Raw genomic sequence first — 26,574 nt, 5'->3', positions numbered from 1 at the left:
TAACTAAACTTAGCTAATCACTTGCTTAATGTTGTTTGGTGCGTCTTAAACTACGTTCAATCCGCGAATGCTCTTTGCCAGCCTCAAGTAAGGCTTCTTCGATAAAGGCTAAGTGAGCATTACTAGCAAGACGTGCTTGCTCTGGGTTTCCTTCAATAACCGCATCCATCAACAGTCGTCTATGTTCTGCGAGCTGTTGGCTGATCTGTGGTTTTTTTAACAGTACAGTTAAATTCTGTAATACATTTTGCTCTAACAAGGCCTGCATACCACGTACTAAATGTAGCAGTACAACGTTATGAGACGCTTCTGCCACACTAAAATGGAATGCATTAATTGCTTTTGCTTTTTGCACAATGTCGTCATTAACGAGCGCAATGTTGTCAAAGCTTTGTTTTACTTTTTTGAAGTCATTCGTTGTGCCGCGCATAGCTGCATAATATGCTGCAATTCCTTCAAGGGCATGACGAAATTCAAGTAAATCAAATTGTGACTCTGGATGCTTACTAATCAAATCAAAAAGCGGATCAGTGAGCCCCTCTTCAAGCTGATTTTTTACGAACGTTCCACCACCTTGGCGACGCGTTACTAACCCCTTGGCTTCTAGCTTTTGAATCGCCTCACGCAGTGAAGGTCGCGATACTTCAAATTGTTTCGCTAATTCACGTTCAGGAGGCAGCTTTTCGCCTGGCGCTAACGACCCCTCAAGAATCATATTCTCAAGTTGTTGTAAAATTACATCAGATAATTTTGCTGCTTTAATCTTTAAAGACATTTATTAACGTCCGCATTGTTATGCGCTAACCCCATAAATATCGGGTATTTAGCCTTGTGCTTTGACCAAAAAGGTAAATTGGTCATACCAAATTTGTCGCATACGTTATCAAAAACCCGTATTTCTGTCAATTTCACTACGTTCAGCGCCTAGTTACACCCTAACGTAATTCGTCTAAAGATTAAACAGTATGGATTAAAGTGTCTTTTTCTGAAGGAAAAAACAATAAAAAATAAATGGTCAGACCAGATTGAGCGACAAAAACTTTTAGAGATCAGGTTTTCGGTGTTAGTTGAATTGAGTAGCTTTGTAGCAGCGGGGTCATCCCACGACAAAAACCACAAAGACCAAAAATTTAAACGCGATATAAAATCGCGCCTACGCCAAACCACCAAATAAGGTAAGCGCTGCGATGATCACTAAAAAGAACAATACATTTCGTTTTACAAGCTTCATCATGCAAGTGGCTTCATAAGTACAACCAAAATGTTGTTGCTCTATTTGCTCAGCGGCAAGTGCGGTTTGCGTAACAACTTTACGGTTACTCACTGAAAAGTCGAGCACATACTTGAGCCAACAACTGGTGCCTTTATTAAAGTTACCAATCACTAAATAACCAAAACTAGCAACACGTGCTGGAAACCAATCGAGCCAAAACAGTAAGCTATGGATCAGTTTAAAACGCTTAGCGTACGCCACTTTATGGTCGTCTCTGACTTTGTCAGCAAAGGTTCGAACTAGCGCATAAAGAACCGCGCCAGGCAAACCTAAAACCACAAACCAAAAAATGACTGCACAATAAAAGCGAAAATTTAACCAAGCTAGAGTTTGGCCAAAAGTCTCACCTTGAGGATCATCTTCTGTTTTCTTTTGACCCATTTGTAATGCATATAAGGTAGCCGCTTCTTGGTCGTTGCGGGTTAACGCATTTAAGTAAGACTTATATAAAGCACGTTGTTTAGCACAGCCAAAACAAATCAGCAGCACAGCAACATTCACTGCCAGCTGCCAAATAATAAAATCAGAGAGTTGATAGACTAAACCTGCGGCAACGACAGGCAACATTAACCAAATCAAAAAGCCAATTGGCGAATTAAATAAGCCTTTTTCTGAGAGTTGTTTTTGCGAGTGTTTAAGATATCTATTGGCATAAAAACCGATTTGCCAATAATCTGCTCGAGCTCCTAAACGCTCAATCACCAAAGCAATAATTATTGAAATTAAGATCATGCCTTTACCTATATCCTTTAACTAAAACACTAAATCAAAATAGTATTGCCAATCAAAACTCGCACCAGGGTCAGTTTTTCTGCCCGGTGCAATATCACAATGGCCAACAATGCGCGAACGGTTTATCTCAGGATACTTTGCCATCAACGCCTTAGTCACTAAGTGTAATGCATTATATTGGGCTTGGGTATACGCTTTGGTGTCTGTACCTTCAAGCTCAATGCCCACGCTAAAATCATTACAGCGCTCTCTACCTTCAAACGTTGAGATACCGGCGTGCCAAGCTCGTTTCTCAAAAGGCACGTACTGAATAACTTCACCGGTACGACGAATAAAGCAATGTGCAGACACTCTTAAGCCTTTTAAATCAGCAAAGCTTTCATGCGCCGTACAATCAATTGTTCCCATGAACAAATCATCAACATAAGGCGTTGCGAACTGCCCTGCTGGCAATGAGATATTATGAATAACAAGCAATGACACCTCGCCTTCTGGGCGTTCATCGTAATGTGTACAGGGCCTTTGTAACACATTGTTTAATTGACCCAATTCATTTATATGCATATTAAAAACTAACGATGACAATAAAGTTAAATAGTGTAAAGGGTTAAAATCTCAGGGTCTAGTTGCTTTGATTCAATCACTTAAAGTAACAGTGGGGATACTTTACTGTAGCCAATCTTTGTCTTCTATTGAGGGGTTAAACATAGTAAAATTTCGCCAATTTATTAATAAACAATGAGCTTTCGACATGTCAGTCCCACACACATTAATTAGCCAACTGGTAAAACTTGCCCTTGATGAAGATTTAAATTACCAAAGCGCAAATGACGGTGATATTACCGCGCAACTAATTCCAGAAAACGAGCTAGCCAATGCCAAGGTAATTACCCGTGAAGACTGCGTATTTTGTGGTAAAGACATTATTTTAGAAGTTTTTAACCAAGTCGATCCTACAGTAAACGTTGAAGTACTTGTAAATGACGGCGACAAAGTAGCTGCAAATAGCACACTTTTTACAGCATCAGGCTCAGCTCGCGCAATTTTAACTGCAGAGCGCACAGCCCTTAACTTTGTACAAACACTCTCAGGTACAGCAACAACAACAGCTCATTACGTAAAAGAGCTTGAGGGCACGACTACGCAGTTACTCGACACACGTAAAACAATTCCTGGCTTACGTGCGCTACAAAAATACGCTGTAAAATGTGGCGGCGGCGCGAATCATCGCATCGGCCTTTTTGATGCGTTTCTAATTAAAGAAAACCACATTGCTGCCTGTGGTGGCATTGATAAAGCCGTCGCTCAAGCAAAAATCAATCACCCTACAAAACCAGTTGAGGTTGAGGTGGAGTCACTTGATGAGCTTGAGCAAGCAATCACAGCAGGTGCTGATATCATCATGCTTGATAACTTTACAGTCGAACAAATTCAACAAGCAGTCTTGCTGACAGACAAGCGAGCAAAGCTCGAAGTATCTGGCAACATGACACTCGAAACCTTAAAAGCCTATTCGCAGGCTGGCGTTGACTTTATTTCAAGTGGCGCACTTACAAAAAATTTACAATCAATCGACCTTTCAATGCGTTTTAGTGCTTAAAAATAGCTAGCCACGTATTTAATGCTTACCTAATCCGTTGACAACGAAATAAAAAAAGCATTAAATACGTACAAAGCTTGTAATAGTAACAAAAAACAAACATTTATACGGCAAAATATCACTCTTTAGTATGTCTGCACCCTAGGCTCTTACACACATTTTAGTTTCACTCTTCAAAGTATTAGCAAGGATGCCATATCAAACAGTGCAATAATTGAATTAGCTTGACCTGTCTCAAACTAAAGTAGGAAAGTTCTGAAAAAACCTCTAGCTAACAGGAAAATAGCTTTCAAAATCATTGAATAATGCTAAAGTTAATTAATGTTTTCAGAACATAGGAAGTTCTAAGAGTTTTATGTTATCGATCAAGCTTTATTTAAAGAAGTTTTAATTAAAACTGTAAGATTTATCCTGTAAATTGAGCCTTGGTTTACAACGCTGAAGTTACAGCTAAACTTACAAAATCATCATATCCTTTAGGAGAGGAACAAATGACAAAACAAAACCAACAGGGTTTCACCCTAATTGAATTAATGATTGTAGTTGCAATCATCGGTATTTTGGCTGCAGTAGCACTTCCTGCATACTCAAATTATCAAGCCACATCAAAATTGACCGCAGGTTTAGCTGAGATTTCCGCTGGTAAAACGGGTTTTGAGATCGCTAAAAATAGCGGAACAGCGACACCAACTCTGGCAGATGCAGGACTAAGCGCCACAACAACTAATTGTAATATCGCAGTTGATGCAACATCAATTGCTTGCACTATCCAAAACGCTCCAACACAAATTTCTGGTGCAGTTTTAACTTGGACAAGAAGCGATGATGGTGATTGGTCTTGCGCTACTACGAATTTAACTGGTGATGCACAAGATTTAGCTCCTAAGAGCTGCCCTCATTCATAGTATATGAATCTACTAAAGCGCCTTTAAAAGGCGCTTTTATTTTAACAAATGATAAAGCTTCCTTTTACATTAATTTTTAGTACATTATATTTCTCATTAACGCTTCTTCCATTTGTTCCGGTACTCTCTTTTGATTATCATAATCATCAAAGATCACTACAGATAATTTTACTTTTTTTAACGTCTATACTTTTTTTAATAAAGATTATTAAAAATAAACAGCTATTATTCCCTCCCCCAATAAACAAGTTAGTATATTTATTTATTGTAATGGGGCTTATTTCATCTGCTTTTTCTAACGAAGCTACTTTTAGTTTTTTTTATGTGCTTCACTTTGTGCTACTATTTTTTCTCTTATTCATAGTATTCAATGAAGAAAGCGAAAAAAGAAGCCTTTACTTTATAGCTTCTTTAATAACAATACATAGTATCCTTGTATTAGTTTGCTTCTTAAATGTGATCTTCTCTATCGTTGACCAAGTAAAACCGAGCCCATTCGTTATATATCAAAACTTTATTAACATTCGATTTTTTAATCAAATTCAGATTTTAATAATACCGTTACTTATATACTTTTTGAAATATAGAGACATCAGGCGTGTAGTATATTTTTTTCTTACTTTAAACTTTCTTTTGATTTTTATAGGTCATGCTAGAGGTGCATTATTAACCTTTACTTTCATTTTCTTGCTAACACAACTTTTTGATAAGCATCAAAGAAAAAACTACCAAATTACATTAGGTTGTCTATTTGTTGGTTTACTGCTCCATTACTTTCTCACTATACTTTTTAGTTCTGGTGAGATACCTGTAAATACAAGCTCTTCAGGTAGATTATTTATATGGCAAAAAGTTATTTCTGAATTTACTTGGCAACAACTTTTTATAGGTAATGGTCCTGGCGTATTTCAAGCTTCATTACCAGGCAAACCGCCAATGAGTCACCCTCATTCCTCTGTAATAGAAATAATTAATGAATGGGGCTTTTTAGCTTTTATATTTTTATCGTCAGCTATTTATATAACAATTAAAAATGCAGTCTTTTATCTTACGGTAAATAAGGAAGATGCCATATCAAAAGCTCTTCTTTATTCTTTCTTTTCTGGCCTTTTATATTCATTATTATCAGGTGTACATGTGATGCCTGTTTCACAGACATTACTATATATTATTTGGGGTCTATTAATAGCTAGAACTTCGCGTAAAGTTAAGGTGTTACTGACGTTTAAAAAGTGTAAATTAATTATTTTTGCTATCATATTTGCTGCAGTGTGGTATTTTTATGGCTGGGTAGCATTAGAAACCTATCAAAAAATGAATCCTGATACTGGTTATATTTTTGGACCAAGGTTTTGGTCAATAGCTCATAGATTATGAATTATATAATTTTCGATTTTCAAAATAATATTTTAATACATTACAACATAACGGGTTTTATCCATGGCTAAGAAACAGGAAGATAAAGACCTAGATACCTTCCAATGGGTAGGTGTTAATGCTAGAGGCAAGAAGCTGGAAGGAGAACTAACTGGCAGTAGTATAGCCCTTATCAAAGCTCAGTTACGCAAACAAGGCATCACACCATCTAAAGTTAAACGAAAACCAAAACCTTTATTTGGTATAAAAAGCGTACAAAAAGTTACTCCTAAGGATATTGCTTTAATTACAAGGCAAATCGCTACTATGCTTTTAGCTGGTGTGCCTTTAATACAAGCGATTGAGCTCATATCATCAGGAGCAAAGCACAAAGGTGTGGCCAAGTTGATGGAAGGAGTTGGCGATGAAGTCAAAGCCGGTGTGCCACTTTCTCAAGCGCTCCGTAAACATCCGCGCTATTTTGATGATTTATATTGCGACTTAGTGGCCTCAGGTGAGCAGTCGGGTGCCCTTGATAAAATTTTTGACCGTGTTGCGCTTTATAAAGAAAAGGCCGAAGCATTAAAATCGAAAATTAAAAAGGCCATGTTTTATCCTATTGCGGTTTTGGTGGTCGCAGTCATTGTAACTTCTATCCTACTTATATTTGTAGTGCCACAATTCCAAGATATCTTTAACGGTTTTGGTGCTGAGTTACCGGGCTTTACTTTAATGGTGATTGGTATTTCTGAGTTCATGCAGGAATATTGGTGGATAATTCTAATTGTAATTATCGCCGCAGGTTTTGCTTATAAAGAAGCTCTATTAAAAAGCAAAAAACTCAGAGATGCTAACGATAGAGCCATATTAAAACTGCCTGTCATTGGTATGATTTTAAATAAAGCAGCTGTTGCGCGTTATGCTCGTACTTTATCAACCACCTTTGCTGCCGGTGTTCCATTAGTCGATGCACTTGATTCCGCCGCAGGCGCTTCAGGTAATGCAGTATACCGGTATGCTATTTTAGAGATTAAAGCCGAGGTAAGTTCGGGTAACTTAATGAACTGGGCAATGCGTAACTCTAAAATATTCCCCGATATGGTGATCCAAATGGTAGCCATTGGTGAAGAGTCTGGCTCACTTGATGGCATGCTTGCTAAAGTCGCAACTATTTATGAGCAAGAGGTTGATGATGCCGTTGACGGTTTATCAAGCTTACTTGAGCCACTCATTATGGCTGTATTAGGTGTGCTGGTTGGTGGTTTAATTGTTGCTATGTACTTGCCTATATTCCAGTTAGGGTCGGTGATTTAACACATGGCTGTAAGCAAAGCTCAAAACGCTAGTTGATAACTTGCTACATAAAATAAATAATAAAAACAGTTCAACACAGCGAAATAAATTCGGCCTCTAAATGGTCAGATGTTAGGTATTTTAATGGAAAACTTTTTTCTTGATATAACCACTGCGATGCAAAGTCAGCAGTGGTTTTATTTTTTAACTGTGGGCTTAGTAAGCCTGTGTATTGGTAGCTTTTTAAATGTGGTGATTTATCGTTTGCCACTGATGATGAAAAGAGAATGGCAAACTGAATGCCGTATTGTATTGGCCGATGAGCTAAATTCAAAACAGCAATCAGAACAAGCCCCCTTTAATTTAGTAAAACCTAATTCAACCTGCCCAAAATGCAAGGCTCCGATTAAAGCTTGGCAAAATATCCCTGTGCTAAGTTGGCTATTATTAAAAGGTCGCTGCGCAAATTGTCAATCACCAATATCTGTACGCTACCCTATTGTGGAAATGCTCACAGCAGTTTTAAGCATAATTGTCGCTGTAATTTTTGGCCCAACTAAGATTGCTCTGCTTTATATATTTATTACCTGGGTTTTAGTCGCTTTAACCTTTATCGATATAGATCACATGCTACTACCCGACCAACTAACCCTTCCTTTAGTATGGTTGGCACTGATTGCAGCCACTATGGATATTACCATTGCTCCAAGCGACGCTATTATTGGCGCAGCAATTGGCTACTTAAGCTTGTGGAGTGTCTACTGGCTATTCAAGTTAGCCACAGGTAAAGAGGGTATGGGATATGGCGACTTTAAACTATTAGCTGTGTTTGGTGCGCTATTAGGTTGGCAAGATATTTTAACCATAGTGCTGTTATCAAGTGTCGTTGGTGCCATCATCGGTATTGCGCAAATCATTATTCAAGGTAAAGATAAAACCACGCCAATTCCATTTGGGCCCTACCTTGCCATTGCCGGTTGGCTAACCTTGCTTTGGGGTGAGCAAATTCAAAGCTATTACTTTAACTATTTAGGTTACTAATTATGGCAAACTGGGTTTTAGGGCTAACTGGCGGTATTGGTTCAGGTAAAAGTGCGGTAAGCGCCATGTTTGAAGAGTTTGGCATTCAGGTGGTTGATGCCGATATTGTCGCCAGAGAAGCCGTCGAGCCTGGCTCACTTGGCCTTAAAAAAATTACTGAACATTTTGGCGATGAAATACTCACGAGTAACGGCAGCCTTGATCGTGCAAAACTAAGAGCAATTATCTTTGCTGATGAATCACAAAAGCAATGGCTAAATAACTTATTGCACCCACTTATTCGAGAATCAATGCTCGCTCAATTACAGCAAGCCACCAGCCAATATGTAATATTAGTTGCGCCTCTACTTTTTGAAAATGGCCTAGATCAATTCTGTGATCATACTCTATTGATAGATGTTCCTGTTGAAGTGCAAATAACGAGAACCACAGCTCGAGACAATATCTCTGTTGAATTAGCTAAGCAAATCATCGCTTCACAAATGCCCAGAGCAGATAAGCAACAAAAAGCGACAGATACATTAGATAATAACCGCCTTCTTTCTGAGGTAAAAATTGATGTACAAAAGTTGCATGAGAAATACCTGACTTTAATTTAACGATATTATTGATTTAAATACTTATTTTTGTAAAAAAGCAGCCACAGAAAAACAATACCAAAGTACCAATTAACTAGCTAAACATTTGAGTTTATGGTTAATTTATTTTGCAATTTTTCCAAAATCAGACAAGACTGATGTAACCGTTTTACTTTTTCTGTTAGATTGTGGCAAATAAAGGATCAAACTAGGTGCGCAATGAATATTAACTCACCGCTACTTCGAAAATTTATCACTCTAGGTCGCATTGATGCAGAGACCGTAAAATCAAAGCAGCGCGAATACAGCTCGACTGCGGAGCTAATTTCTAAAACATGTGGTATGGCTGGCCATGAGCTAGCAGAGCAATGCACAGATCTTTTCAGAGTCCCTTATTTTGACATCAAAGATTTTGATGTATCACACATTTCTGAAGAACTTGTTAAAGATAAACTAATTCGTGAGCACCACATTTTACCTCTAGTTAAAAAGGGCCGTAAGCTCTATATTGCAGCCTCAGATCCAACCGACTACGGTGCCTTTGAAAACTTTGAATTTAGTACTGGCCTTTCATGCGAAGTAGTCGTTGTTGATTACGTTCAGCTCGAAAATAAAATAGAACAATTACTTGATGCTGCAGGCGGTTTACACTTAAGTGAAGATGAGTTTAAAGAACTTGGCGATCTTGAAACCGAAGCTCCTAAAGACTTAACCAGCAAAGATGAAGACAAAGACGATGCGCCTATTATTGTCTACATCAATAAAATTTTGATGGATGCGATAAAAAAAGGTGCATCGGATCTACACTTTGAACCTTATGAACACCGTTACCGTGTACGTTTTCGTATCGATGGTATTTTGCATGAAATGGCAAGTCCACCCAATAGCTTAGCGAGCCGTTTGTCGGCGCGTATTAAGGTTATGTCTCGACTTGATATTGCAGAAAAGCGTAAACCTCAAGATGGTCGTATTAAGCTTAAAATCACTGAGCGTAAAAGTATCGACTTCCGTGTAAGTACATTACCAACTCTTTGGGGCGAGAAAATCGTAATGCGTATTCTCGACTCATCAAGCGCTATGCTAGGTATCGATGTACTTGGTTATGAACCAGAGCAGAAAAAACTCTACATGGATGCACTTGAACAGCCCCAGGGCATGATCTTAGTAACCGGTCCAACAGGTTCTGGTAAAACCGTATCACTTTATACTGGTTTGAATATTCTTAACCAGCCAGAGCGTAATATCAGTACTGCCGAGGATCCAGTAGAGATCAACCTTGAAGGGATTAACCAAGTACAAATTAATCCAAAGGCAGACATGACCTTTGCCAATGCATTAAAGGCTTTCTTACGACAAGATCCCGATGTCGTCATGGTTGGTGAGATCCGTGACCTTGAAACCGCTGAAATTGCAATAAAAGCGGCGCAAACAGGTCACTTAGTATTATCGACTCTGCATACCAACTCAGCACCAGAAACCCTTACTCGTCTTTTAAATATGGGTGTTCCTGCTTATAACGTCGCAAGTTCAATCAGTCTTATTATTGCGCAGCGTCTAGCAAGACGACTTTGTCCTAAGTGTAAAACACCAGAAACACTGCCTGATGAAGAATTGATTCGCCAAGGTTTTGATAATGACAAACTCAATGAAGTTCAGCTATTCGCACCAAAAGGCTGTGACAGCTGTACTGAAGGCTATAAAGGTCGAGTTGGTATTTACGAGGTAATGCAAATTACCCCTGAAATAGCGCAAATTATTATGCGTGGTGGTAACTCACTCGAAATCGCTGAAGTATCTCTTCGCTCAGGCTTTAATGATCTACGTTTATCAGGCCTAAAAAAAGCCGCCGATGGTGTTACCTCTCTGGCTGAAATAAACCGAGTAACGAGTTTCTAAACGAATTCGTTACTGGATTCTCAACTAACTGTTCAGTAAGATCTGACGAAAGTGCTTAATTAAGAGTGATATCATGCCAACAGTTGTAGACTGCCCAACATGCAAAGCCAAAGTAGAATGGTCAGAACAAAGCCCACATCGTCCATTTTGTTCAAAACGCTGCCAGCTAATAGATTTAGGTGAGTGGTCGTTTGAGAACAATAAAATTTCTAGCCCAATTAGCAATGCTAATGATTTGAGCCAAGATATGATTGAAGATATCGAAGCGATGCTAGCTAAAAACGATGATTCATTCTTTAAAGAATAAAGCGTCAAATATAAAAAATGCGGCATTTGCCGCATTTTTTATATTAATAGTAATTTGGTATTAACCTTCAGAACGCTCACCTTTGCGCTCTCCGCGTGGACCATGGTGACCCTTTTTGTGACCTTTTTTACGCAGGTGCTTTTTAATCTCTTGATAGCTTTCGCGCTGCTCTGCATTTAAAACCTGCCAAATGGAATGATCAGATTTCATTTTTAGCATTGCAAACTGCTGGCCTTTTTCTTGACGCGCATTAATTAGTTCTAATGCGGCATTTTCATCAAATGTTTTAGCTGCTAATAATGCATCCATTTTCTCTTTGTGTGCAGTACGAGCGGCTTTCATTGCATCTTTATCACCACGCAGTGCTGCAAATTGTGTTTTCTGCTCGGCAAAAATCGCTTTAAGTTGCGTTTGCTGATCTTCTGTAAGTTGTAATTTATCAATACCACGCTCAGAAAGTAAAAAACGTGCTTGTGGATTCATCCCACGGTTAAAGTCACCTTTCGCCATTGCTGAAGTAGCACCGACACTCGCTGCTGCTAAACCACAAACAAGTACGAATTTAGAAAGCTTATTTGAAATAGTCATAATCATTACCTTTTGTTGGGTTGTGCTCTGTTGTCGTTTCCGACTGATGGGTTAACTATAACTAATTCAATGCAAAGGAACGCAAACCAGTGTAAAGGTTGTGTAAAGATTCACTTTTACACAATTTACTGAGTAAAATAACCTTAAAGAAATAAATAGCTAGGTGTCAGAATGAAACTATTAATGATCGACGACGATACAGGATTGTGCGAATTACTCAGCGAGTACTTATCAGCACAAGGTTTTACAGTAGAGTGTGTTCATGATGGCGCTGAAGGCCTAAAACAAGCTATAAAGCATAACTATGAGCTAATATTGCTTGATGTGATGCTGCCATCTATGGATGGCTTTGAAGTGTTAAAGCAGTTAAGACAACATAAGCTTACTCCAGTGATCATGCTAACCGCTAAAGGTGAAGACTTTGATCGTATCTTTGGTTTAGAGCTAGGCGCAGATGATTATATTCCTAAACCATTTAACCACAGAGAACTGCTAGCCCGCGTTAAAGCAATTACCCGTCGCATCGAGCATATCAACAGCTTATCGAGCCAACAGGCCAGCTCATTGAGTGTTAACAGCATCAATGTTAATTTCGCAACTCGTGAGGCTTCTGTTAAAGACAATGTACTAAGCCTCACCGGCACTGAGTATGAGATCCTTGCCATGCTAGTACAACATGCAGGTGAGGTGATCAGCAAAGAACAAATAAGTGAGCAAGTCCTTGGTAGACGCCTTGCCCCTTTTGACCGTTCAATCGATATGCATGTCAGCAACATCCGTAAAAAGATTGCAGAACACGTTAGTAATGAACGAATCAAAACCATGCGTGGCAGTGGTTATGTATTAATACAAGGCGAATAATATGCAAACTCCAAGCTGGCTAAAGCATCCTCGCCATTATTTGTTTTTAAAAATATTTGCCTGGTTTTGGGTTACCGTCATAGCGACTATCACAATATTGGTTTTTTTAAGCCAATTAACGAGCAATGTCGGCAACGATGAGCTGCGTGGACCCATGCTTAAGAACCTAGAGTACACTGCTAAAAGTATTGAACGTATTGTTGCTAAGCACGGCAAACCAACTCAAGAGGTTTTATCTCATCCGCGCTTATCTAAGCATAAGTTATTGTACTTAAATGGTGAGGTGCATGGTGTTGAAATGCTTAGCGAGCCTGTATCAAAAGACATTGATTTAAGCTTGCTGAACTTTACCAAATATATGCGCCCGCAAATTATTTTTACCGATGAATACCAAGCTTATGGACCGGTAGCTTTAAATGTACCCGAAGGTAAATTTTATCTTTATGAAATCGATGAAAAACGCAAGAAACCGTTTTTTGTCAGCCTATGGCTAATGCCAGTTTGGCTTAAACTACTGATAGCGTTAGTTGCATCCTTGATGCTGAGTTTCTTCTTTAGCCGCAACTTAATTGCACCCATTAATAGTTTAAAAGAAACCGCAAAAAAACTAGCTCATGGCGATTTAACAGCTCGTGCCGATGTATCTCCTACTCGTCAAGATGAGTTAGGTGTACTTGGTCGTGACTTTAATACCATGGCAGTTCAACTTGAGCAGCTTATTAGCGCGCAAAAAAGATTACTAGCAGATATTTCCCATGAACTACGATCACCATTAACGCGCTTAAAAATGGCCACAGGCCTTGCACAAATGCAAGCCGATGATGCTCAACACGCTTATTTAGAGCGTATTGAAAAAGAAGCTAATCAGCTTGATAAAATGATTGCCGATGTCCTTCAAGTTTCTCGCTTAGAGGCCAAAAGCCAAACTCTAGCGTTGAGTACGCAGTCTTTACAAGTGATTGTGGATCATGTACTTAACGATGCTCAATTTGAAGCTAAGCAAAACAATAAAGAGCTTATTGTCAATGGTACACTAACTGCCGATTTAAAATGCGATGAAACCTTAATAGCCAGCGCACTTGAAAATGTACTACGTAATGCCATTAAATACGCAGAACATTCAATCTCAATAGGCTTAGTTGAATCAGATGCTATCTACATCACTGTTTGTGATGACGGTAAAGGGGTTGATGAAGCAAACCTAGCAAGGCTATGTGAACCTTTCTTCCGTCAGGAGCATGCTCGCGATAGAAACACTGGGGGCACAGGCTTAGGTCTTGCAATTGCAAAGAATGCTATCTCAGCACATGATGGTACACTAACACTTGAAAACCAAGAACATGGCGGACTATGCGTAAACATCCGTCTCCCATTTAAGAGTGAGTAAATGTTTTACAGTAGCGAAGCAAGTCTTGTTAGTAACCTACCTAATATTAACCAGTTTTTTTCTGAGCAATTAAAGCAAGACTTTCTGAGCACCGCTCATGGCAAGCTTTATTACGGCTATGCTATTCCTCAGCAAGCAAAAACGGCCATCGTTATCAGTACTGGCCGTATAGAATCTCTAGTTAAGTACAAAGAGTTGCTTTGGGAGCTATATCAAAATGGTTTTGCGGTTTTTAGTGTTGATCACCAGGGGCAAGGTCGCTCTTATCGTCATCTAAAAAATACTCATAAAGGCTATGTAAACCGTTTTACTGATTACGCAAATGACTTTGCTGTATTTATAGAAAAAGTGGTGCAGCAACACTGGCAAGGTAAGCAGGTTTTGCTTGGCCACTCTATGGGCAGTGCCATTGCCTATGATTACCTATCACGCTATCAGCATCAATTTGCAGGGGCTTTTTTATCAGCGCCGATGTTTGATATCTATACCAAAGGCACGCCAAAACCTGTAGCAAAACTGGCTGCTAAAATTGCATCCTTACTTGGTCTTGGCCGCAGTTACGCATTTGGCCAAAGCGATTATTTACCCGTCGACTTTGCAGCTAATGAACTAACCAGTAGTGAAATTCGATATAAGCTGTTCAGAGAGCTGTATGCAGCAGAAGGTGATTTACAACTAGGTGGCGTCACCTATGGTTGGCTTAATGCGTCGTTTGATTTTATTGCCTCTTTAGTGGATAAAAAAGTCGATATTCCTTTGTTTATCGCCAGCGCAGAGCAAGACACCGTAGTCGATAACGCTGCGCAATTTGCACTTACTCATAGACAAAAGCAAGCACAAATAAAAAGCTACGCAGGTGCTCGCCACGAGTTATTGTGTGAACGCGACGAGATCAGACAAGCAGTACTCTGTGATTTTTATCAATTTTGTGCAGAACTTTGACGTGTTTTCTTAACTACTGAAAGTGGGTCTAAGTGCATTAAAATATCCATTTCGCAATCAAAATGCGTTTGAATTAACGCTTCTACTTCATCAGCAACTTGATGTGCTCTTAATAATGATAAAGAGTCTTCCAGCTCTAAATGCATCTGAATAAACTTAATTTTACCACCTTGGCGGGTGCGAATATCATGGGCGCCAAATACGTCTTGATGACTATTCACAATGGCGAGTATCTCTGCTTTTTCTTCATCTGGCAGTTCTTTATCCATTAAATGATCAGCACTGTCACGAGCAATGTCCCAACTGTTATATAGTAAGTAAACAGCCACACCTATAGCAAATAATGGATCGGCATAAGCAACACCGTACTTAGCTAACACAATTGCCAGTAGTACAGCCAAATTTAAGATTAAATCGCCTTTATAATGAATCGAGTCTGCTTTAATGGCAATGGATTCGGTGTGGTTGATCACCTTAGTTTGCACAAACACCACCACGAGCGTACAAACAATAGCGAAAATACTGACCCAAATACCAAGGTCAGAATGCTTTAAAGTTACCGGATTAAATAAGCGCTCAATACCATGAAACGCCAAGAAGCAACCAGAACCTGCTATAAAAGCGGCTTGTGCAAGCCCTGCTAATGCTTCGGCTTTACCGTGACCAAAGCGATGATCGTCATCAGCAGGACGCAGTGCATAACCAAGCACTAAAAAACTCATCAGTGATGCGGTGATATCCATTAACGAATCAGTTAAAGAACCCAGCATTGATGCCGAGCCAGATGCAAGCCATGCCCAGCTTTTTGCAGCAATCATTAAACTCACCATAACAATGGTGACTAGACTCGCTGTTTTAACCCAAAACTCGTAACTACGATGCTGCACAACAACTTACCTTAAGTGAGTAACTGTATTGAGTATATCATCTTTTCTTTCTAGTTCGTGTATACTCAGCAGCAGATCAAATCCTTTAAAATGAGATTCACATGCTTGATATTGTGTTGTACCAACCAGAAATTCCACCAAACACGGGTAATATCATTCGCTTATGCGCAAACACAGGTTATGCGTTACACCTAATTGAACCACTTGGTTTTGAGTGGGATGATAAACGTGTAAAGCGAGCTGGCCTTGATTATCATGAGTTTAGCCATGTACAGCGCCATGCCTCGTTTGAAGCATACCTTGAAAAGTGCCAACCAAAAAAAGTCTATGCTTGCACAACAAAGGGCAGCCAATTTCATCATCAAGCGCAATACCAACCCGGCGATTGTTTAGTGTTTGGGCCAGAAACGCGTGGCTTACCTGATGAACTCATTCAATCATTACCGAAAGAGCAACGTGTACGCATTCCAATGCAAAAAGACAGCCGTAGCATGAACTTATCTAACTCAGTGGCTGTATTTGTTTATGAATCTTGGCGTCAATTAGGGTTTGTGAACGGTCAATAATGCACTGAAAATGTGATTTAAAATTATCCACTAATTATTTAGCACGACCTTTTTTAATATACTAATCTAAAAGGGCTGATTTAATACTTTAGATGGAAAGTAATGCGTATTTTCACCCTAGTGTGCTGTATCATTTTACTGTTACAGCACTTTGCCAGTGCTGCAACAGTTTTCACTTCCAACCCACCGATTGCTTTAACAAGTTATGTTATCACCGCAGCACTTACCTTGTTATTACTCATTGCAGTAGTGATAATTATTAGTATTGCTCTACGGCGTAAAAAACAGAGATTGGTTTTTGTTGATGCGTTACTTTCAAAATCGAAAGACGCTGTCTGGGTTACTGATGATGAGTTCAATATCATTGAGGTTAATAGAACATTTAGCGAAATCTCAGGTTTTAGCGAGGATGATGTCATCGGTAAACGATTTAAAGCACATACATCTAATGGCCGTGACCAACAATTAGAAGCAATTATAAAGCAAGAGCTTATAGATGATGGCTATTGGTCTGGTGAAATTTGGAATGTCCGTAAAAATGGCAAACCCTACGCCCTTGATTTATCCATTACTAAAATTACGACTTCACGCTTTTTCAAAAAATCTGTTCGCTATGTCGGAGTATTTTCAGATATAACAGCCCGTAAGAATAACGAGCGCACGATGCTCAAGCTTACAACCAAAGATACTGTCACTGGTTTATCAAACCGCGCCATTTTTATAGAGTCGCTCGAAAAAGCGATTAAAGCCTGTAACGACACATACCCAAGCTTGCTAATCATATTTATCGACCTAGATAACTTCAAAAAAATAAACGACTCTTTGGGCCATACTGTTGGAGATGTTTTATTAAAAGAAGTTGCTTGCCGTCTTACTGGCGCACTCAACTCAGCTTTTACCATTGCAAGACTCGGCGCAGATGAATTCGCGATTCTTGTGCCGCCCTATCTCTATTCAGGTAAAACGGTATTCTTCGCCAAAAAGACCGCAGACATCGTGCTGCAGCAATTCAAAACCCCTTTTATGTTGGATGGTTTTGAGACTTCGCTATCTGCCTGTTGCGGCCTTGCTATCTATCCAGACAACGCCTACAACTGTGAATACTTAATGCGCAGCGCAACCAGTGCTTTGAATCATGCTAAGAAAATGGGCCATAATACATATCAATTTTTTGACAAAGACCGCCACACACTCGACCCAACCGAGTTAACCAAAGAAAGCGCTTTATTTAGAGCTATCAACAACAATGAGTTTGAGCTTTATTTTCAGCCTAAGTTTGATGCCCAGCATAATCAGTTATACGGCTTTGAAGCATTAGTTCGCTGGCCACAAGAAGATGGCAGTGTGATTAACCCCGATGAGTTCATTCCGCTGGCTGAACAAAATGGTGCCATTATTCCGCTTACCCAATTACTAATGGAACAACTACTTAATCAACTGGCACAGTGGCGAAAACAAAACATTTCGTTTGGTAATGTAGCTATTAATATTTCAGCCCTACACTTTCAACAAAGTAGTCTTATAGAAACACTCGTTGATAATTTGGCTAAATTTGACGTCCCAGCACATTGCTTAGAACTCGAGATCACAGAAAGCGCCATGATGGATAACCCTGAGTTTGCAGAGCAGCAAATGAAACGTATAAAATCACTAGGTGTACATATTGCACTAGATGATTTTGGAACCGGTCATTCATCACTCAGTTACTTAAAACGCTTTCCTATTGATACGCTAAAAGTTGACAAGTCATTCGTAAAAGACATCGATAAAAACGACCAAGATCGTAATATCACCGCCACCATAGTGCGACTAGCTAAATATTTAGATATTAATGTGGTCGCCGAAGGAGTAGAAACAGAAGAGCAAGCCTACATGCTACATATTATGGGCTGTCATTTTCAACAAGGTTATTATTACTGTAAGCCATTAAAAGCTGAGCAAGTTATCGAATTTATTAACGAAAAATTAAAAAAGCAACAATCAAGCTAATGATTAGAAATATACTTTAAATAAAAAACGCGATTAATAAATCGCGTTTTTTATTTAAAAGTGCACAATCTAAATTATTCAGATTTTTGCTCACGACCAAGTAGTGCCATCGCAGCTTCTTTTACATCTTTATTTTCATAAAGCACTTGGTAAATTTGCTCCGTTATTGGCATTTCGATACCAGTGCGCTCAGCAAGTAAATACACTTCTTTGGTATTTCTATAGCCTTCAACAACCTGACCAATAGATTCAATCGCAGCTTCTACGCCTTCACCCTTGCCAAGAGCAAGGCCAAAGCGACGGTTACGAGATTGGTTATCTGTACAGGTTAAGATCAAGTCACCAAGGCCGGCCATACCCATAAAGGTATCTGAACGGGCACCTAATGCACAACCTAAACGGCATAGCTCAGCTAAACCGCGAGTGATTAAAGCAGTACGTGCGTTGGCACCGAAGCCAAAACCGTCAGACATACCTGCGCCAATCGCAATGACATTTTTAACTGCACCACCAAGCTGTATTCCAATAAAGTCATCATTGTTATACACCCTAAATGAGCGGCCACAATGTAAAAGGTCAGCTAATTGCTTAGCAAAGTCTTTAGAGGTAGACGATACCGAAATAGCGGTTGGTAAACCCATTGCCATTTCTTTGGCAAACGTAGGTCCTGAAAGCACAGCCAGAGGAACATCATCTCCTAGCTCTTGTACCGCTACTTCTTGCAATAAACGCCCTGTATTTGGCTCTAAACCTTTGGTAGCCCATGCAACCTCAGCACCTTCTAACAACCAAGGTTTGATTTTTTGCAGCGTGCCAGCAAAAGCATGACTCGGCACAACAACCAAAATGATCTTGCTTGCTTTAACTGCCGTTTCTAAATCAGCTTCTAGTTGGAGGGTGTCAGGAAAGCTAACATCTGGAACATAACGTTGATTCTTTCGCTCAGCTGCAAGCGTAGCAACGTCATCGCTATTGCGGCCCCACAAAGTAACTGGGTGGCCATTTCTGGCAAAGCAAATAGCAAGGGCGGTGCCATAAGACCCCGCCCCTAATACTGTAACAGCTGATTGTGCTGTACTCATAGCTTATGCGTCTGCAGTTGCCTGTTGATCTTGAGCTGCACGTTGTTGCATGTATTGAGCAAATAGTGCATCGAAGTTAACTGGCGCTAAGTTTAATTGTGGGAAAGTACCACGGTTAACTAGGTTTGATACTGCTTCACGTGCGTAAGGGAAAAGTACGTTCGGGCAGAAAGCACCTAACATGTGTGCAAGTTGAACTTCTTCAACTTCACCAATTGTGAAAATACCCGCTTGTTGGATTTCACATAGGAATGCAGTTTCTTCACCGATTGAAGCCGTTACTGTTAAAGCAAGAACAACTTCAAACACACCTTCTTCTAATTTGTTAGAACGAGTATCTAAGTCAAGCTTAACTTCAGGAGTCCACTCTTTTTGGAAAATAGCAGGTGAGTTAGGCGTCTCAAATGAAACATCTTTTGTGTAGATGCGTTGGATTGAGAATTGAGCGCCGGCTTGTTCTGCTGCTGCGTTTTGATTTTCTTCGTTCATTGTAATTCCTAACTTGTATTCGTTTTTATATTTAAAATTTATTAAGCGTTAAGCTTTGCGTCTAAAAGGCCTTGCGCTTCAATTGCCATCATGTCGTCACAACCGCCGATATGTTCATCATTAATGAAAATTTGCGGAACTGTGTAACCACCATTTGCTTTGTCGATCATTTCATCACGACGCTCAGGGTGAACACCAATATCGATATTCGTGTAGTCTACACCTTTACTGTCTAATAACGCCAAAGCACGTTGGCAGAATGGGCAGTATGCTTTTGTGTAAAGAACAACATTACTCATAATAATTCCTCTATCGGGCAGTGAGCCTTATTAACGACCGGTCGTTGTTGGTAAGCTAGCTGATTGCCAAGCACCCATACCGCCCGCTAATACATAAACACGCTCAAAACCTGCTTTATGCATTGCAGTTGCGATACCTGAGGCTGTCATGCCCGTGGTACATACTAGTATAATGGGTTTCGTCTTAAACTTTTCAAGGCTTGAAAAATCAGATTGCTTTGCTTTTTCCGGATTTAAGTGAGTTGCGCCTGCAATACGGCCAGAGTTAAACTCTTTTTGTGAACGTATATCAATCACTTGGCCATCATCACGGTTAATTAGCAAGGTAAGTTGCTGTGGGTTGATTTGACGGATAGCCGAAAATTTACTTTTAAACCAACTGCTGATCAGCATTGCAACTAATGCCAACCAGATAATGCTCAAAACCGGATGATTCGAGATAAATTCAATATATTGATCCATGCGTTTTCCACTAAGAAATTTAGGTACCACAGCGCATAGCCATGGGTTAATTAAAATTTGCCACGCAAGTATACGTGCTTGAATTGAAAATGCTAGGGCGTGAAATATTTTAATATGACATATTGATAGCTGATCAAAACCATAAAACACGGTATGCTAGTGATATATAAGTGCCAATCATCAGGAGCTATAATGACAGAGCATAAAAAACCATTGGTATTAATGATCTTAGACGGTTGGGGATACCGTGAAGACACAGAAAGTAACGCCATACTTGCTGCTAATACCCCAGTACTCGACAACCTTTGGGCAACCCGCCCACATACATTAATTTCAGGTTCGGGACTTGATGTTGGTTTACCTGCAGGACAAATGGGTAACTCTGAAGTAGGTCACGTAAATTTAGGTGCTGGCCGAATCGTTTACCAAGATTTCACGCGTATCACTAAAGCCATTGAAGATGGTGAGTTCGATAGTAACCCTGCACTTGTTGATAATATCGATAAAGCTGTAAATGCAGGCAAAGCCGTGCATATCATGGGCCTTTTAAGCCCAGGTGGCGTTCATAGTCACGAAGACCACATTGTGGCAACAATCGAACTAGCTGCTAAGCGCGGGGCAAAAGAAGTTTACTTCCATGGTTTCTTAGACGGTCGAGACACGCCACCACGCAGTGCAAAAGCCTCAATTGAGCGTATCGAAGCTGTATTTGCTGAACTTGGCTGTGGCCGTTTAGCCACGCTTGTTGGTCGTTATTATGCAATGGACCGTGATAACCGTTGGAATCGTGTCGAGCTTGCTTATGATGTTATGGTGAGTGGCATTGCTGAATACAGCTACACTGACGGTGTAACCGCACTAGAAGCCGCTTATGCACGTGACGAGAACGACGAGTTCGTGGCTGCAACAACGGTTGTACCTGAAGGCCAAGCAGCTGCAGAGATCAATGACGGCGACACTGTTATCTTTGCTAACTTCAGAGCAGACCGAGCACGTGAAATGACTCGTGCCTTTGTTGATGCTGACTTCAGTGGTTTTGATAAGAAAAAATCACCTAAGTTAAGTGCATTTGTAATGATGACAGAGTACGCAGCAGACATTAAAGCGCCGATTGCGTTTGCTCCAGAGCCTTTAACAAATGTATTAGGCGAATGGTTAGAGAAACAAGGTAAAACTCAACTACGTATTTCTGAAACAGAAAAATACGCACACGTGACTTTTTTCTTTAGTGGTGGTCGTGAAGATGAATTTGTTGGTGAGACTCGCGAACTAATTCCATCACCACAAGTGGCAACCTACGATCTGCAACCAGAAATGAACTCTGAAATGCTGACCGATAAACTTGTTGAAGCAATCGCTAGCGGCAAATACGATGCCATCATCTGTAACTACCCTAACGGAGACATGGTAGGCCACTCAGGTGTATTTGAGGCTGCTGTGAAAGCATGTGAAGCAGTTGATCATTGTATTGGTCGTGTAGTTGCAGCACTTGAAGAACATGGTGGTGAAGCGCTTATTACTGCCGATCATGGTAATGCTGAACAAATGGCTAACCCAGCAACGGGCCAAGCACATACCGCACACACCAGTGAGCCAGTGCCATTTATCTATGTTGGCCGTGATGCAACACCACATGATGGTAAAACATTGAGTGACGTGGCTCCAACTATGCTTCACCTACTCGGCTTAGAGCAGCCAAGTGAAATGACTGGTAAACCAATCATGACACTGAAGTAAGCTATGAGTAAATGTATTAACCACTTCCTTAAAACTGGTTTAATACTGACTTCATTAGTAGCAACTACGGTTGTTGCTAATGAAGATCAAACCAAAAAAGACTTATCAGACATTCAATCAGCTTTACAAAAAACAGAGGCTGAGCTTAAAGGTCAACGCAAGTCCATTGCCCAAATGCGTAAAGATCTGCGCGCCCATGAGCTCGACATCGCCAAAAATGCCAAAGCATTAAACCTTGCCGCCCAATCTGTTAAAGAAAATGAGCAACAACAACGCGAACAACAAGCTAAAGCTGAGCAACTTAAAGCCCAGCAAGCACAACGCCAAACCTTATTAGCTGCACAACTAAAAAGCGCCTATATGGCGGGTAGTCATGACTACTCAAAGATGTTGCTTAACCAACAAGACACAGCCAAAATTGAGCGTACACTAAGTTATTATAATTACTTAAATAAAGCACGTATTGAGCAAATTGAAGAACTCAAAGCACTGCAGCAAGAAATTGCAGACAACCAAGCTGAGCTTGAAAAAACCAAACAACGTCTAGTTGCCTTATATGATGAGCAAAAAAGACGCCAGCAAGCTCTAGTCAATGCACAGCAAGAGCGTAAAACTAACCTCAATAAACTCCAGTCAGCGTTAAAAGAAACGAAGAGCTCAATTGATTACTTAAAAGAAAATGAGCAAACCCTGATCACCGCCATTGAAGAGCTTGAACAAGAGCGAAACGAAAAAGTTGAATTACTAGGCTTACAAAGTAGTAAGGGCAAACTCGACTGGCCAACCAAAGGAGCATTACGCCACCGCTTTGGACAACGCAAGCACGGCAACATAGATTGGAAAGGCGTACTAATCAGCGCCAAAGAAGGCAGTAATGTTAAAAGCGTACAGAACGGCCAAGTGGTTTACGCTGACTGGCTAAATGGCTTTGGCTGGGTTATCGCTATTGATCATGGCGATGGCTTTATGAGCTTATATGGTCACGCTCAAACCCTTCTTCGCGATGTTGGCGACCTTGTTAGAGAAGGCGAAACGATTGCTTTAGTCGGTCAAAGCGGCGGACAACCAGATCCTGGTCTATACTTTGAAATACGCCACAAAGGACGCGCAGTAAATCCTGTAAAATGGTGCAGACGCATTTAATTGATTAAATAGCTGCACTCTATGAGGAGCAGCTGATGCTAAACACAACTTACTCTTACAATGCTCATTTTTCCCCAGCTAAGTTTTTTACTCAGCTGTCTTTTCTATTACTTGTCAGCTTGCTATGCCTGATATTGCAATCGTTTCAGGCTGTTGCAAAACCCTCGTTACAATCACTACAGCATCAGCAACTAAACGAAATCCTATTTAATATTCATACGTATTATGTTGATGATCTGAAGCTACAAAACGCATTTGTAACTCAACCTGATAACTTACAAGTCGAAGCGTTATTCGAGCGCCTTGATCCATATTCAAAATATCTCGACGAAACTGAGCTCGATGCTATCTTCAGTAGCACTAATGGTAGATACACAGGACTCGGTATAGAAGTAAAAATTGAAGAGGGTCGAGTGTATATTGTTAACACTATTAATAACTCACCGGCAGCGCTTGCGGGTCTTCAGGTAAATGATGAAGTTATTGCGATTAATCAACAATCTATTTTAGACAAAAGTATCGAAGAAGTGGCTAAATTAATTCGCCAAAGCGGTCAAAGCGCTGTCGATGTCGCTGTAAAAAGAGAGAAAGATACTGAGCTAAATTTCTCGATAAAGCGCCAACAAATCAACTTACAAAGCGTTCATGGCCATTTAGCAGATACAGGCGTTGCGCTTATCAGTATCAACGCATTTAACAATCACACATTGCACGATGTTGCTCGAGAACTTGCAAAAATGCAGGTCACCAATAGCTTCCCTCTTTCAGGTTTAATTATTGATTTACGCGATAACCCTGGCGGTACATTACAAGGGGCGATTGAAGTTGCAGATCTGTTTTTAGATAACGGCACCATCGTATCCACCAAAGGTCGCTTTAATGAAGCTAATCAGAAGTTTAAAGCCCATAAAGGCGACATACTCAGTGGCGCTCCTATTGCCGTGCTAATTAACGAAAACTCAGCCTCTGCAGCTGAAATACTCGCAGCAGCACTGAGAGACAATCAACGAGCGGTGCTAATTGGCGAAACTTCATTTGGTAAAGGCTCAGTGCAATCATTGATACCTCTAGGTAACGGTAATACCGCATTAAAACTGACTACAGCACGTTATTACACACCTTTGGGTCAATCTATCGATGGGAAGGGGATCACTCCAGATGTGAGTATTAATCAAACAATGCTTTCAGAAATTGACCAAGGCGTTATAATAAAAAATATCCAAGAATTGGCGCTTTTTAGCTCACTTCTAGATAGACAAGACAAAAAGCAACTTACAGCAAAGCAGCTCGTTATTATGCAGTAAGTAAATGCTCACAACGGATATAATAATTACAAAAAGTGAACTTAAAAAAAGGCTTATTACTCGCCGTATGTTGCCTACCGCTATTCTGCCAAGCAAAGCAAATAGCCATAGTAATTGATGATATAGGCAACCATCAGCGCGATCTTGAAATATTAAACTTACCAGGGCAAGTGACCTTCTCGATCTTGCCCCATACCCCCTATTCACAAATATTTGCAGAGCGCGCCAGTAAAACCCACAAAGAGTTACTTTTACATGTACCAATGCAAGCGCTTGATAAAACTAAAGCACTTGGTCCTGGTGCGCTCACCGATACTATGAGTAAGTCAGAGTTACAAACAACCCTTGGCCATGCATTAGCCTCTTTACCACAAGTAAAAGGGGTCAATAACCACATGGGATCTGAGCTAACACAGCTTACCGAGCCAATGAAATGGACGATGGAAGTATTAAAGAAACGTGGTTTGTATTTCTTAGACAGCCGTACAACGAGTCAAAGTGAAGCACAAAATGTTGCTAACCTGTATGGTGTCGCAAATGTATCTCGCCATGTATTTCTTGATAACAATGTCACCCAAAGTCAGCTACAACACCAACTAGAAGAGCTAAAAACCAAAGCTCAACACTTCAACTACGCAATCGCCATTGCCCACCCCTACCCAGAGACCGTTGCTTTTCTACAACAAGCCCTCCCAGAACTACAACAGCAAGGCTTCGAACTTGTTCCCCTCTCACAACTAGTCGAAACAAAGTACATTCAACTAGCCAAAGCTGAGCAAAAACAAGGGGAATGAGTGTTATAAACGAGAGTTAGCGAGGGGAAAGTTGAAAAAGTAAAGCTTGAAGGTCTGGCGTAGGTTGGGTAGAGCGAAGCGAAACCAAACACAGAGCTATCAGCTTTCAGCCGTCAGCTATCAGCCGCGGTGTGGGTGTTTAGGTCAGAGCCTCCTTAAACAATAAAGCCCTGCCAGAGGCACTTCAGAGTTTTCTATTAGCAAGGTAAAGCTTGAAGGTCTGGCGTAGGTTGGGTAGAGCGAAGCGAAACCCAACAGCGTGGTAATTCGTCATGCACAATGAAGAGGTAAAGCTCATTAATAACAGACGAATTAGCGCAAGGTGAAGTAATACCAATTCGCTTAATTAAGTGATCTATTTTGAGGCAAGAAAACCTCGTTGATAGCAAGGCAAAAATTTCGTTATTTAGTTGTTCTAAATCAGAAATTTTTAACGCAGATAGCGACAGGTTTAATCCCTCAAAATGATTAAGTATTATTGCGGATTGGTATAAGCCATTTTAGAGATCGCCAACCAGTTAGACCAGTAGAGATTTTAAGAATTTTTAACCATGGGTTATGAAGAGGGTCACATGGATTGTGTTGGGTTTCGCTCCGCTCTACCCAACCTACCTGGCTGAAAGCTAAAACGCAAAAAAGCCCGACTCTTTTGAATCGGGCTTTCTCTTATTTGGAGCCTGGCGATGACCTACTTTCACATAGCAGCTGCTACACTATCATCGGCGCTGTTTCGTTTCACTACTGAGTTCGGCATGGGGTCAGGTGGGTCCAAAACGCTATTGTCACCAAGCAAATTTGGTTYGTTAATCGCYKTKGCAATTAACTAAAATCTGGAATTCTGATATCAAGTAATTGTCTACTTTAGTAACTTAACTTCTGTCTGTTACGCTGTCATAAAACGCGTTTGGCGTTGTATGGTTAAGCCTCACGGGTAATTAGTACAGGTTAGCTTAATGGCTCACACCACTTCCACATCCTGCCTATCAACGTTGTAGTCTTCAACGGCCCTTCAGAGACTTTAAAAGTCTAGTGAGAACTCATCTCGAGGCCTGCTTCGCGCTTA

The 26,574-nt window shown here is 40.3% G+C and carries 26 protein-coding genes and 2 rRNA genes; 17 read left to right on the top strand and 11 right to left on the bottom strand.

What is annotated here, in order from left to right; genetic code table 11:
- Positions 1–25: 25 nt before the first annotated feature.
- From pdhR to ampD, 3 genes are all read right to left on the bottom strand, one after another.
- Positions 26–775 (bottom strand): pyruvate dehydrogenase complex transcriptional repressor PdhR, encoded by a 750-nt coding sequence (gene pdhR, locus AOG27_RS00140; RefSeq protein WP_036965924.1) that lies wholly within the window; start codon positions 773–775, stop codon positions 26–28.
- A 378-nt stretch (positions 776–1,153) separates the two neighbouring features.
- Positions 1,154–2,005, bottom strand: coding sequence for a beta-lactamase regulator AmpE (ampE, locus tag AOG27_RS00135; protein ID WP_054550990.1), 852 nt, complete (start codon positions 2,003–2,005; stop codon positions 1,154–1,156).
- A 21-nt stretch (positions 2,006–2,026) separates the two neighbouring features.
- Positions 2,027–2,569 (bottom strand): 1,6-anhydro-N-acetylmuramyl-L-alanine amidase AmpD, encoded by a 543-nt coding sequence (gene ampD, locus AOG27_RS00130; RefSeq protein WP_054550989.1) that lies wholly within the window; start codon positions 2,567–2,569, stop codon positions 2,027–2,029.
- 187 nt (positions 2,570–2,756) lie between these two features.
- On the opposite strand from ampD, the gene nadC reads away from it, so the two are divergent.
- From nadC to yacG, 8 genes are all read left to right on the top strand, one after another.
- Positions 2,757–3,605: a carboxylating nicotinate-nucleotide diphosphorylase gene (gene nadC, locus AOG27_RS00125; RefSeq protein ID WP_054550988.1), complete on the top strand. Its 849-nt coding sequence runs from the start codon at positions 2,757–2,759 to the stop codon at positions 3,603–3,605.
- Positions 3,606–4,096: 491 nt separating this feature from the next.
- Entirely contained in the window at positions 4,097–4,510 is a 414-nt protein-coding gene (locus AOG27_RS00120) for a pilin (protein WP_054550987.1), read from the top strand.
- Between the two features lie 576 nt (positions 4,511–5,086).
- Positions 5,087–5,887 (top strand): O-antigen ligase family protein, encoded by an 801-nt coding sequence (locus tag AOG27_RS21445; RefSeq protein ID WP_152967101.1) that lies wholly within the window; start codon positions 5,087–5,089, stop codon positions 5,885–5,887.
- Between the two features lie 63 nt (positions 5,888–5,950).
- Positions 5,951–7,180: a type II secretion system F family protein gene (locus AOG27_RS00110; protein ID WP_054550985.1), complete on the top strand. Its 1,230-nt coding sequence runs from the start codon at positions 5,951–5,953 to the stop codon at positions 7,178–7,180.
- 123 nt (positions 7,181–7,303) lie between these two features.
- On the top strand, positions 7,304–8,200 hold the full coding sequence (locus AOG27_RS00105) for a prepilin peptidase (RefSeq protein ID WP_054550984.1): 897 nt from the start codon (positions 7,304–7,306) through the stop codon (positions 8,198–8,200).
- Positions 8,201–8,202: 2 nt separating this feature from the next.
- Positions 8,203–8,799, top strand: coding sequence for a dephospho-CoA kinase (gene coaE / locus AOG27_RS00100; RefSeq protein ID WP_054550983.1), 597 nt, complete (start codon positions 8,203–8,205; stop codon positions 8,797–8,799).
- A gap of 198 nt (positions 8,800–8,997) precedes the next feature.
- The gene (pilB, locus tag AOG27_RS00095; protein ID WP_054550982.1) at positions 8,998–10,674 is read left to right on the top strand and encodes a type IV-A pilus assembly ATPase PilB; all 1,677 of its coding nucleotides are present in this window, start codon (positions 8,998–9,000) and stop codon (positions 10,672–10,674) included.
- A gap of 73 nt (positions 10,675–10,747) precedes the next feature.
- Positions 10,748–10,981, top strand: coding sequence for a DNA gyrase inhibitor YacG (yacG, locus tag AOG27_RS00090; RefSeq protein ID WP_054550981.1), 234 nt, complete (start codon positions 10,748–10,750; stop codon positions 10,979–10,981).
- Between the two features lie 60 nt (positions 10,982–11,041).
- Here yacG and AOG27_RS00085 read toward each other — a convergent pair whose 3' ends face one another.
- Positions 11,042–11,569 carry a Spy/CpxP family protein refolding chaperone gene (locus AOG27_RS00085; RefSeq protein WP_054550980.1) on the bottom strand — a complete coding sequence of 176 codons (528 nt, stop codon included), beginning with the start codon at positions 11,567–11,569 and terminating at the stop codon, positions 11,042–11,044.
- A gap of 171 nt (positions 11,570–11,740) precedes the next feature.
- Between AOG27_RS00085 and AOG27_RS00080 the strand changes: the two genes are divergently transcribed.
- From AOG27_RS00080 to AOG27_RS00070, 3 genes are read left to right on the top strand one after another with little or no spacing between them, the layout of a single operon-like run.
- Positions 11,741–12,430, top strand: a complete 690-nt coding sequence (locus AOG27_RS00080; RefSeq protein WP_054550979.1) for a response regulator — start codon at positions 11,741–11,743, stop codon at positions 12,428–12,430.
- Position 12,431: 1 nt separating this feature from the next.
- Positions 12,432–13,817 carry an ATP-binding protein gene (locus tag AOG27_RS00075; RefSeq protein WP_082389153.1) on the top strand — a complete coding sequence of 462 codons (1,386 nt, stop codon included), beginning with the start codon at positions 12,432–12,434 and terminating at the stop codon, positions 13,815–13,817.
- Positions 13,818–14,759, top strand: a complete 942-nt coding sequence (locus tag AOG27_RS00070; RefSeq protein WP_054550978.1) for an alpha/beta fold hydrolase — start codon at positions 13,818–13,820, stop codon at positions 14,757–14,759.
- Here the strand turns inward: AOG27_RS00070 and AOG27_RS00065 are convergent.
- On the bottom strand, positions 14,738–15,646 hold the full coding sequence (locus AOG27_RS00065; RefSeq protein ID WP_082389152.1) for a cation diffusion facilitator family transporter: 909 nt from the start codon (positions 15,644–15,646) through the stop codon (positions 14,738–14,740). The genes AOG27_RS00070 and AOG27_RS00065 overlap by 22 nt on opposite strands.
- Positions 15,647–15,747: 101 nt before the next feature.
- Here AOG27_RS00065 and trmL point away from each other — a divergent pair, with 101 nt between their 5' ends.
- Together trmL and AOG27_RS00055 are read left to right on the top strand one after the other, a co-directional pair.
- The gene (gene trmL / locus AOG27_RS00060) at positions 15,748–16,212 is read left to right on the top strand and encodes a tRNA (uridine(34)/cytosine(34)/5-carboxymethylaminomethyluridine(34)-2'-O)-methyltransferase TrmL (protein WP_054550977.1); all 465 of its coding nucleotides are present in this window, start codon (positions 15,748–15,750) and stop codon (positions 16,210–16,212) included.
- A 102-nt stretch (positions 16,213–16,314) separates the two neighbouring features.
- Positions 16,315–18,201: a putative bifunctional diguanylate cyclase/phosphodiesterase gene (locus tag AOG27_RS00055; protein WP_054550976.1), complete on the top strand. Its 1,887-nt coding sequence runs from the start codon at positions 16,315–16,317 to the stop codon at positions 18,199–18,201.
- A gap of 74 nt (positions 18,202–18,275) precedes the next feature.
- On the opposite strand, the gene gpsA is transcribed toward AOG27_RS00055, so the two are convergent.
- Genes gpsA through AOG27_RS00035 form a run of 4 tightly spaced genes read right to left on the bottom strand, consistent with a single transcriptional unit; the run spans position 18,276 to position 20,533 of the window.
- On the bottom strand, positions 18,276–19,283 hold the full coding sequence (gene gpsA / locus AOG27_RS00050) for an NAD(P)H-dependent glycerol-3-phosphate dehydrogenase (protein ID WP_054550975.1): 1,008 nt from the start codon (positions 19,281–19,283) through the stop codon (positions 18,276–18,278).
- Between the two features lie 3 nt (positions 19,284–19,286).
- On the bottom strand, positions 19,287–19,772 hold the full coding sequence (secB, locus tag AOG27_RS00045; RefSeq protein WP_054550974.1) for a protein-export chaperone SecB: 486 nt from the start codon (positions 19,770–19,772) through the stop codon (positions 19,287–19,289).
- 41 nt (positions 19,773–19,813) lie between these two features.
- Complete coding sequence (gene grxC / locus AOG27_RS00040; RefSeq protein WP_054550973.1) at positions 19,814–20,071, bottom strand: glutaredoxin 3; 258 nt, start codon at positions 20,069–20,071, stop codon at positions 19,814–19,816.
- 30 nt (positions 20,072–20,101) lie between these two features.
- Positions 20,102–20,533, bottom strand: a complete 432-nt coding sequence (locus AOG27_RS00035) for a rhodanese-like domain-containing protein (protein WP_054551326.1) — start codon at positions 20,531–20,533, stop codon at positions 20,102–20,104.
- Positions 20,534–20,725: 192 nt separating this feature from the next.
- Here AOG27_RS00035 and gpmM point away from each other — a divergent pair, with 192 nt between their 5' ends.
- Genes gpmM through AOG27_RS00015 form a run of 4 tightly spaced genes read left to right on the top strand, consistent with a single transcriptional unit; the run spans position 20,726 to position 25,511 of the window.
- Complete coding sequence (gpmM, locus tag AOG27_RS00030) at positions 20,726–22,270, top strand: 2,3-bisphosphoglycerate-independent phosphoglycerate mutase (protein WP_054550972.1); 1,545 nt, start codon at positions 20,726–20,728, stop codon at positions 22,268–22,270.
- Positions 22,271–22,273: 3 nt separating this feature from the next.
- Positions 22,274–23,413: a murein hydrolase activator EnvC family protein gene (locus tag AOG27_RS00025; RefSeq protein WP_054550971.1), complete on the top strand. Its 1,140-nt coding sequence runs from the start codon at positions 22,274–22,276 to the stop codon at positions 23,411–23,413.
- A gap of 35 nt (positions 23,414–23,448) precedes the next feature.
- Positions 23,449–24,717 (top strand): S41 family peptidase, encoded by a 1,269-nt coding sequence (locus AOG27_RS00020; RefSeq protein WP_054550970.1) that lies wholly within the window; start codon positions 23,449–23,451, stop codon positions 24,715–24,717.
- A gap of 35 nt (positions 24,718–24,752) precedes the next feature.
- On the top strand, positions 24,753–25,511 hold the full coding sequence (locus AOG27_RS00015; RefSeq protein WP_054550969.1) for a divergent polysaccharide deacetylase family protein: 759 nt from the start codon (positions 24,753–24,755) through the stop codon (positions 25,509–25,511).
- A 675-nt stretch (positions 25,512–26,186) separates the two neighbouring features.
- On the opposite strand, the gene rrf is transcribed toward AOG27_RS00015, so the two are convergent.
- Together rrf and AOG27_RS00005 are read right to left on the bottom strand one after the other, a co-directional pair.
- Positions 26,187–26,301 (bottom strand): 5S ribosomal RNA (gene rrf, locus AOG27_RS00010).
- A 124-nt stretch (positions 26,302–26,425) separates the two neighbouring features.
- Positions 26,426–26,574: ribosomal RNA gene (locus tag AOG27_RS00005) — 23S ribosomal RNA — on the bottom strand; the annotation flags it as partial.

Origin of the sequence: Pseudoalteromonas lipolytica (assembly GCF_001306915.1) — a bacterium.
GTDB classification, from domain to species: domain Bacteria; phylum Pseudomonadota; class Gammaproteobacteria; order Enterobacterales; family Alteromonadaceae; genus Pseudoalteromonas; species Pseudoalteromonas simplex.
This window is presented reverse-complemented; position numbering and strand designations above follow the sequence as displayed.

What these genes read in the sequence shown, in the direction of transcription:
- pdhR (WP_036965924.1), bottom strand. Translation starts at nt 775, where the DNA reads ATGTCTTTAAAGATTAAAGCAGCAAAATTATCTGATGTAATTTTACAA.
- ampE (WP_054550990.1), bottom strand. Translation starts at nt 2,005, where the DNA reads ATGATCTTAATTTCAATAATTATTGCTTTGGTGATTGAGCGTTTAGGA.
- ampD (WP_054550989.1), bottom strand. Translation starts at nt 2,569, where the DNA reads ATGCATATAAATGAATTGGGTCAATTAAACAATGTGTTACAAAGGCCC.
- nadC (WP_054550988.1), top strand. Translation starts at nt 2,757, where the DNA reads ATGTCAGTCCCACACACATTAATTAGCCAACTGGTAAAACTTGCCCTT.
- AOG27_RS00120 (WP_054550987.1), top strand. Translation starts at nt 4,097, where the DNA reads ATGACAAAACAAAACCAACAGGGTTTCACCCTAATTGAATTAATGATT.
- AOG27_RS00110 (WP_054550985.1), top strand. Translation starts at nt 5,951, where the DNA reads ATGGCTAAGAAACAGGAAGATAAAGACCTAGATACCTTCCAATGGGTA.
- AOG27_RS00105 (WP_054550984.1), top strand. Translation starts at nt 7,304, where the DNA reads ATGGAAAACTTTTTTCTTGATATAACCACTGCGATGCAAAGTCAGCAG.
- coaE (WP_054550983.1), top strand. Translation starts at nt 8,203, where the DNA reads ATGGCAAACTGGGTTTTAGGGCTAACTGGCGGTATTGGTTCAGGTAAA.
- pilB (WP_054550982.1), top strand. Translation starts at nt 8,998, where the DNA reads ATGAATATTAACTCACCGCTACTTCGAAAATTTATCACTCTAGGTCGC.
- yacG (WP_054550981.1), top strand. Translation starts at nt 10,748, where the DNA reads ATGCCAACAGTTGTAGACTGCCCAACATGCAAAGCCAAAGTAGAATGG.
- AOG27_RS00085 (WP_054550980.1), bottom strand. Translation starts at nt 11,569, where the DNA reads ATGACTATTTCAAATAAGCTTTCTAAATTCGTACTTGTTTGTGGTTTA.
- AOG27_RS00080 (WP_054550979.1), top strand. Translation starts at nt 11,741, where the DNA reads ATGAAACTATTAATGATCGACGACGATACAGGATTGTGCGAATTACTC.
- AOG27_RS00075 (WP_082389153.1), top strand. Translation starts at nt 12,432, where the DNA reads ATGCAAACTCCAAGCTGGCTAAAGCATCCTCGCCATTATTTGTTTTTA.
- AOG27_RS00070 (WP_054550978.1), top strand. Translation starts at nt 13,818, where the DNA reads ATGTTTTACAGTAGCGAAGCAAGTCTTGTTAGTAACCTACCTAATATT.
- trmL (WP_054550977.1), top strand. Translation starts at nt 15,748, where the DNA reads ATGCTTGATATTGTGTTGTACCAACCAGAAATTCCACCAAACACGGGT.
- AOG27_RS00055 (WP_054550976.1), top strand. Translation starts at nt 16,315, where the DNA reads ATGCGTATTTTCACCCTAGTGTGCTGTATCATTTTACTGTTACAGCAC.
- gpsA (WP_054550975.1), bottom strand. Translation starts at nt 19,283, where the DNA reads ATGAGTACAGCACAATCAGCTGTTACAGTATTAGGGGCGGGGTCTTAT.
- secB (WP_054550974.1), bottom strand. Translation starts at nt 19,772, where the DNA reads ATGAACGAAGAAAATCAAAACGCAGCAGCAGAACAAGCCGGCGCTCAA.
- grxC (WP_054550973.1), bottom strand. Translation starts at nt 20,071, where the DNA reads ATGAGTAATGTTGTTCTTTACACAAAAGCATACTGCCCATTCTGCCAA.
- AOG27_RS00035 (WP_054551326.1), bottom strand. Translation starts at nt 20,533, where the DNA reads ATGGATCAATATATTGAATTTATCTCGAATCATCCGGTTTTGAGCATT.
- gpmM (WP_054550972.1), top strand. Translation starts at nt 20,726, where the DNA reads ATGACAGAGCATAAAAAACCATTGGTATTAATGATCTTAGACGGTTGG.
- AOG27_RS00025 (WP_054550971.1), top strand. Translation starts at nt 22,274, where the DNA reads ATGAGTAAATGTATTAACCACTTCCTTAAAACTGGTTTAATACTGACT.
- AOG27_RS00020 (WP_054550970.1), top strand. Translation starts at nt 23,449, where the DNA reads ATGCTAAACACAACTTACTCTTACAATGCTCATTTTTCCCCAGCTAAG.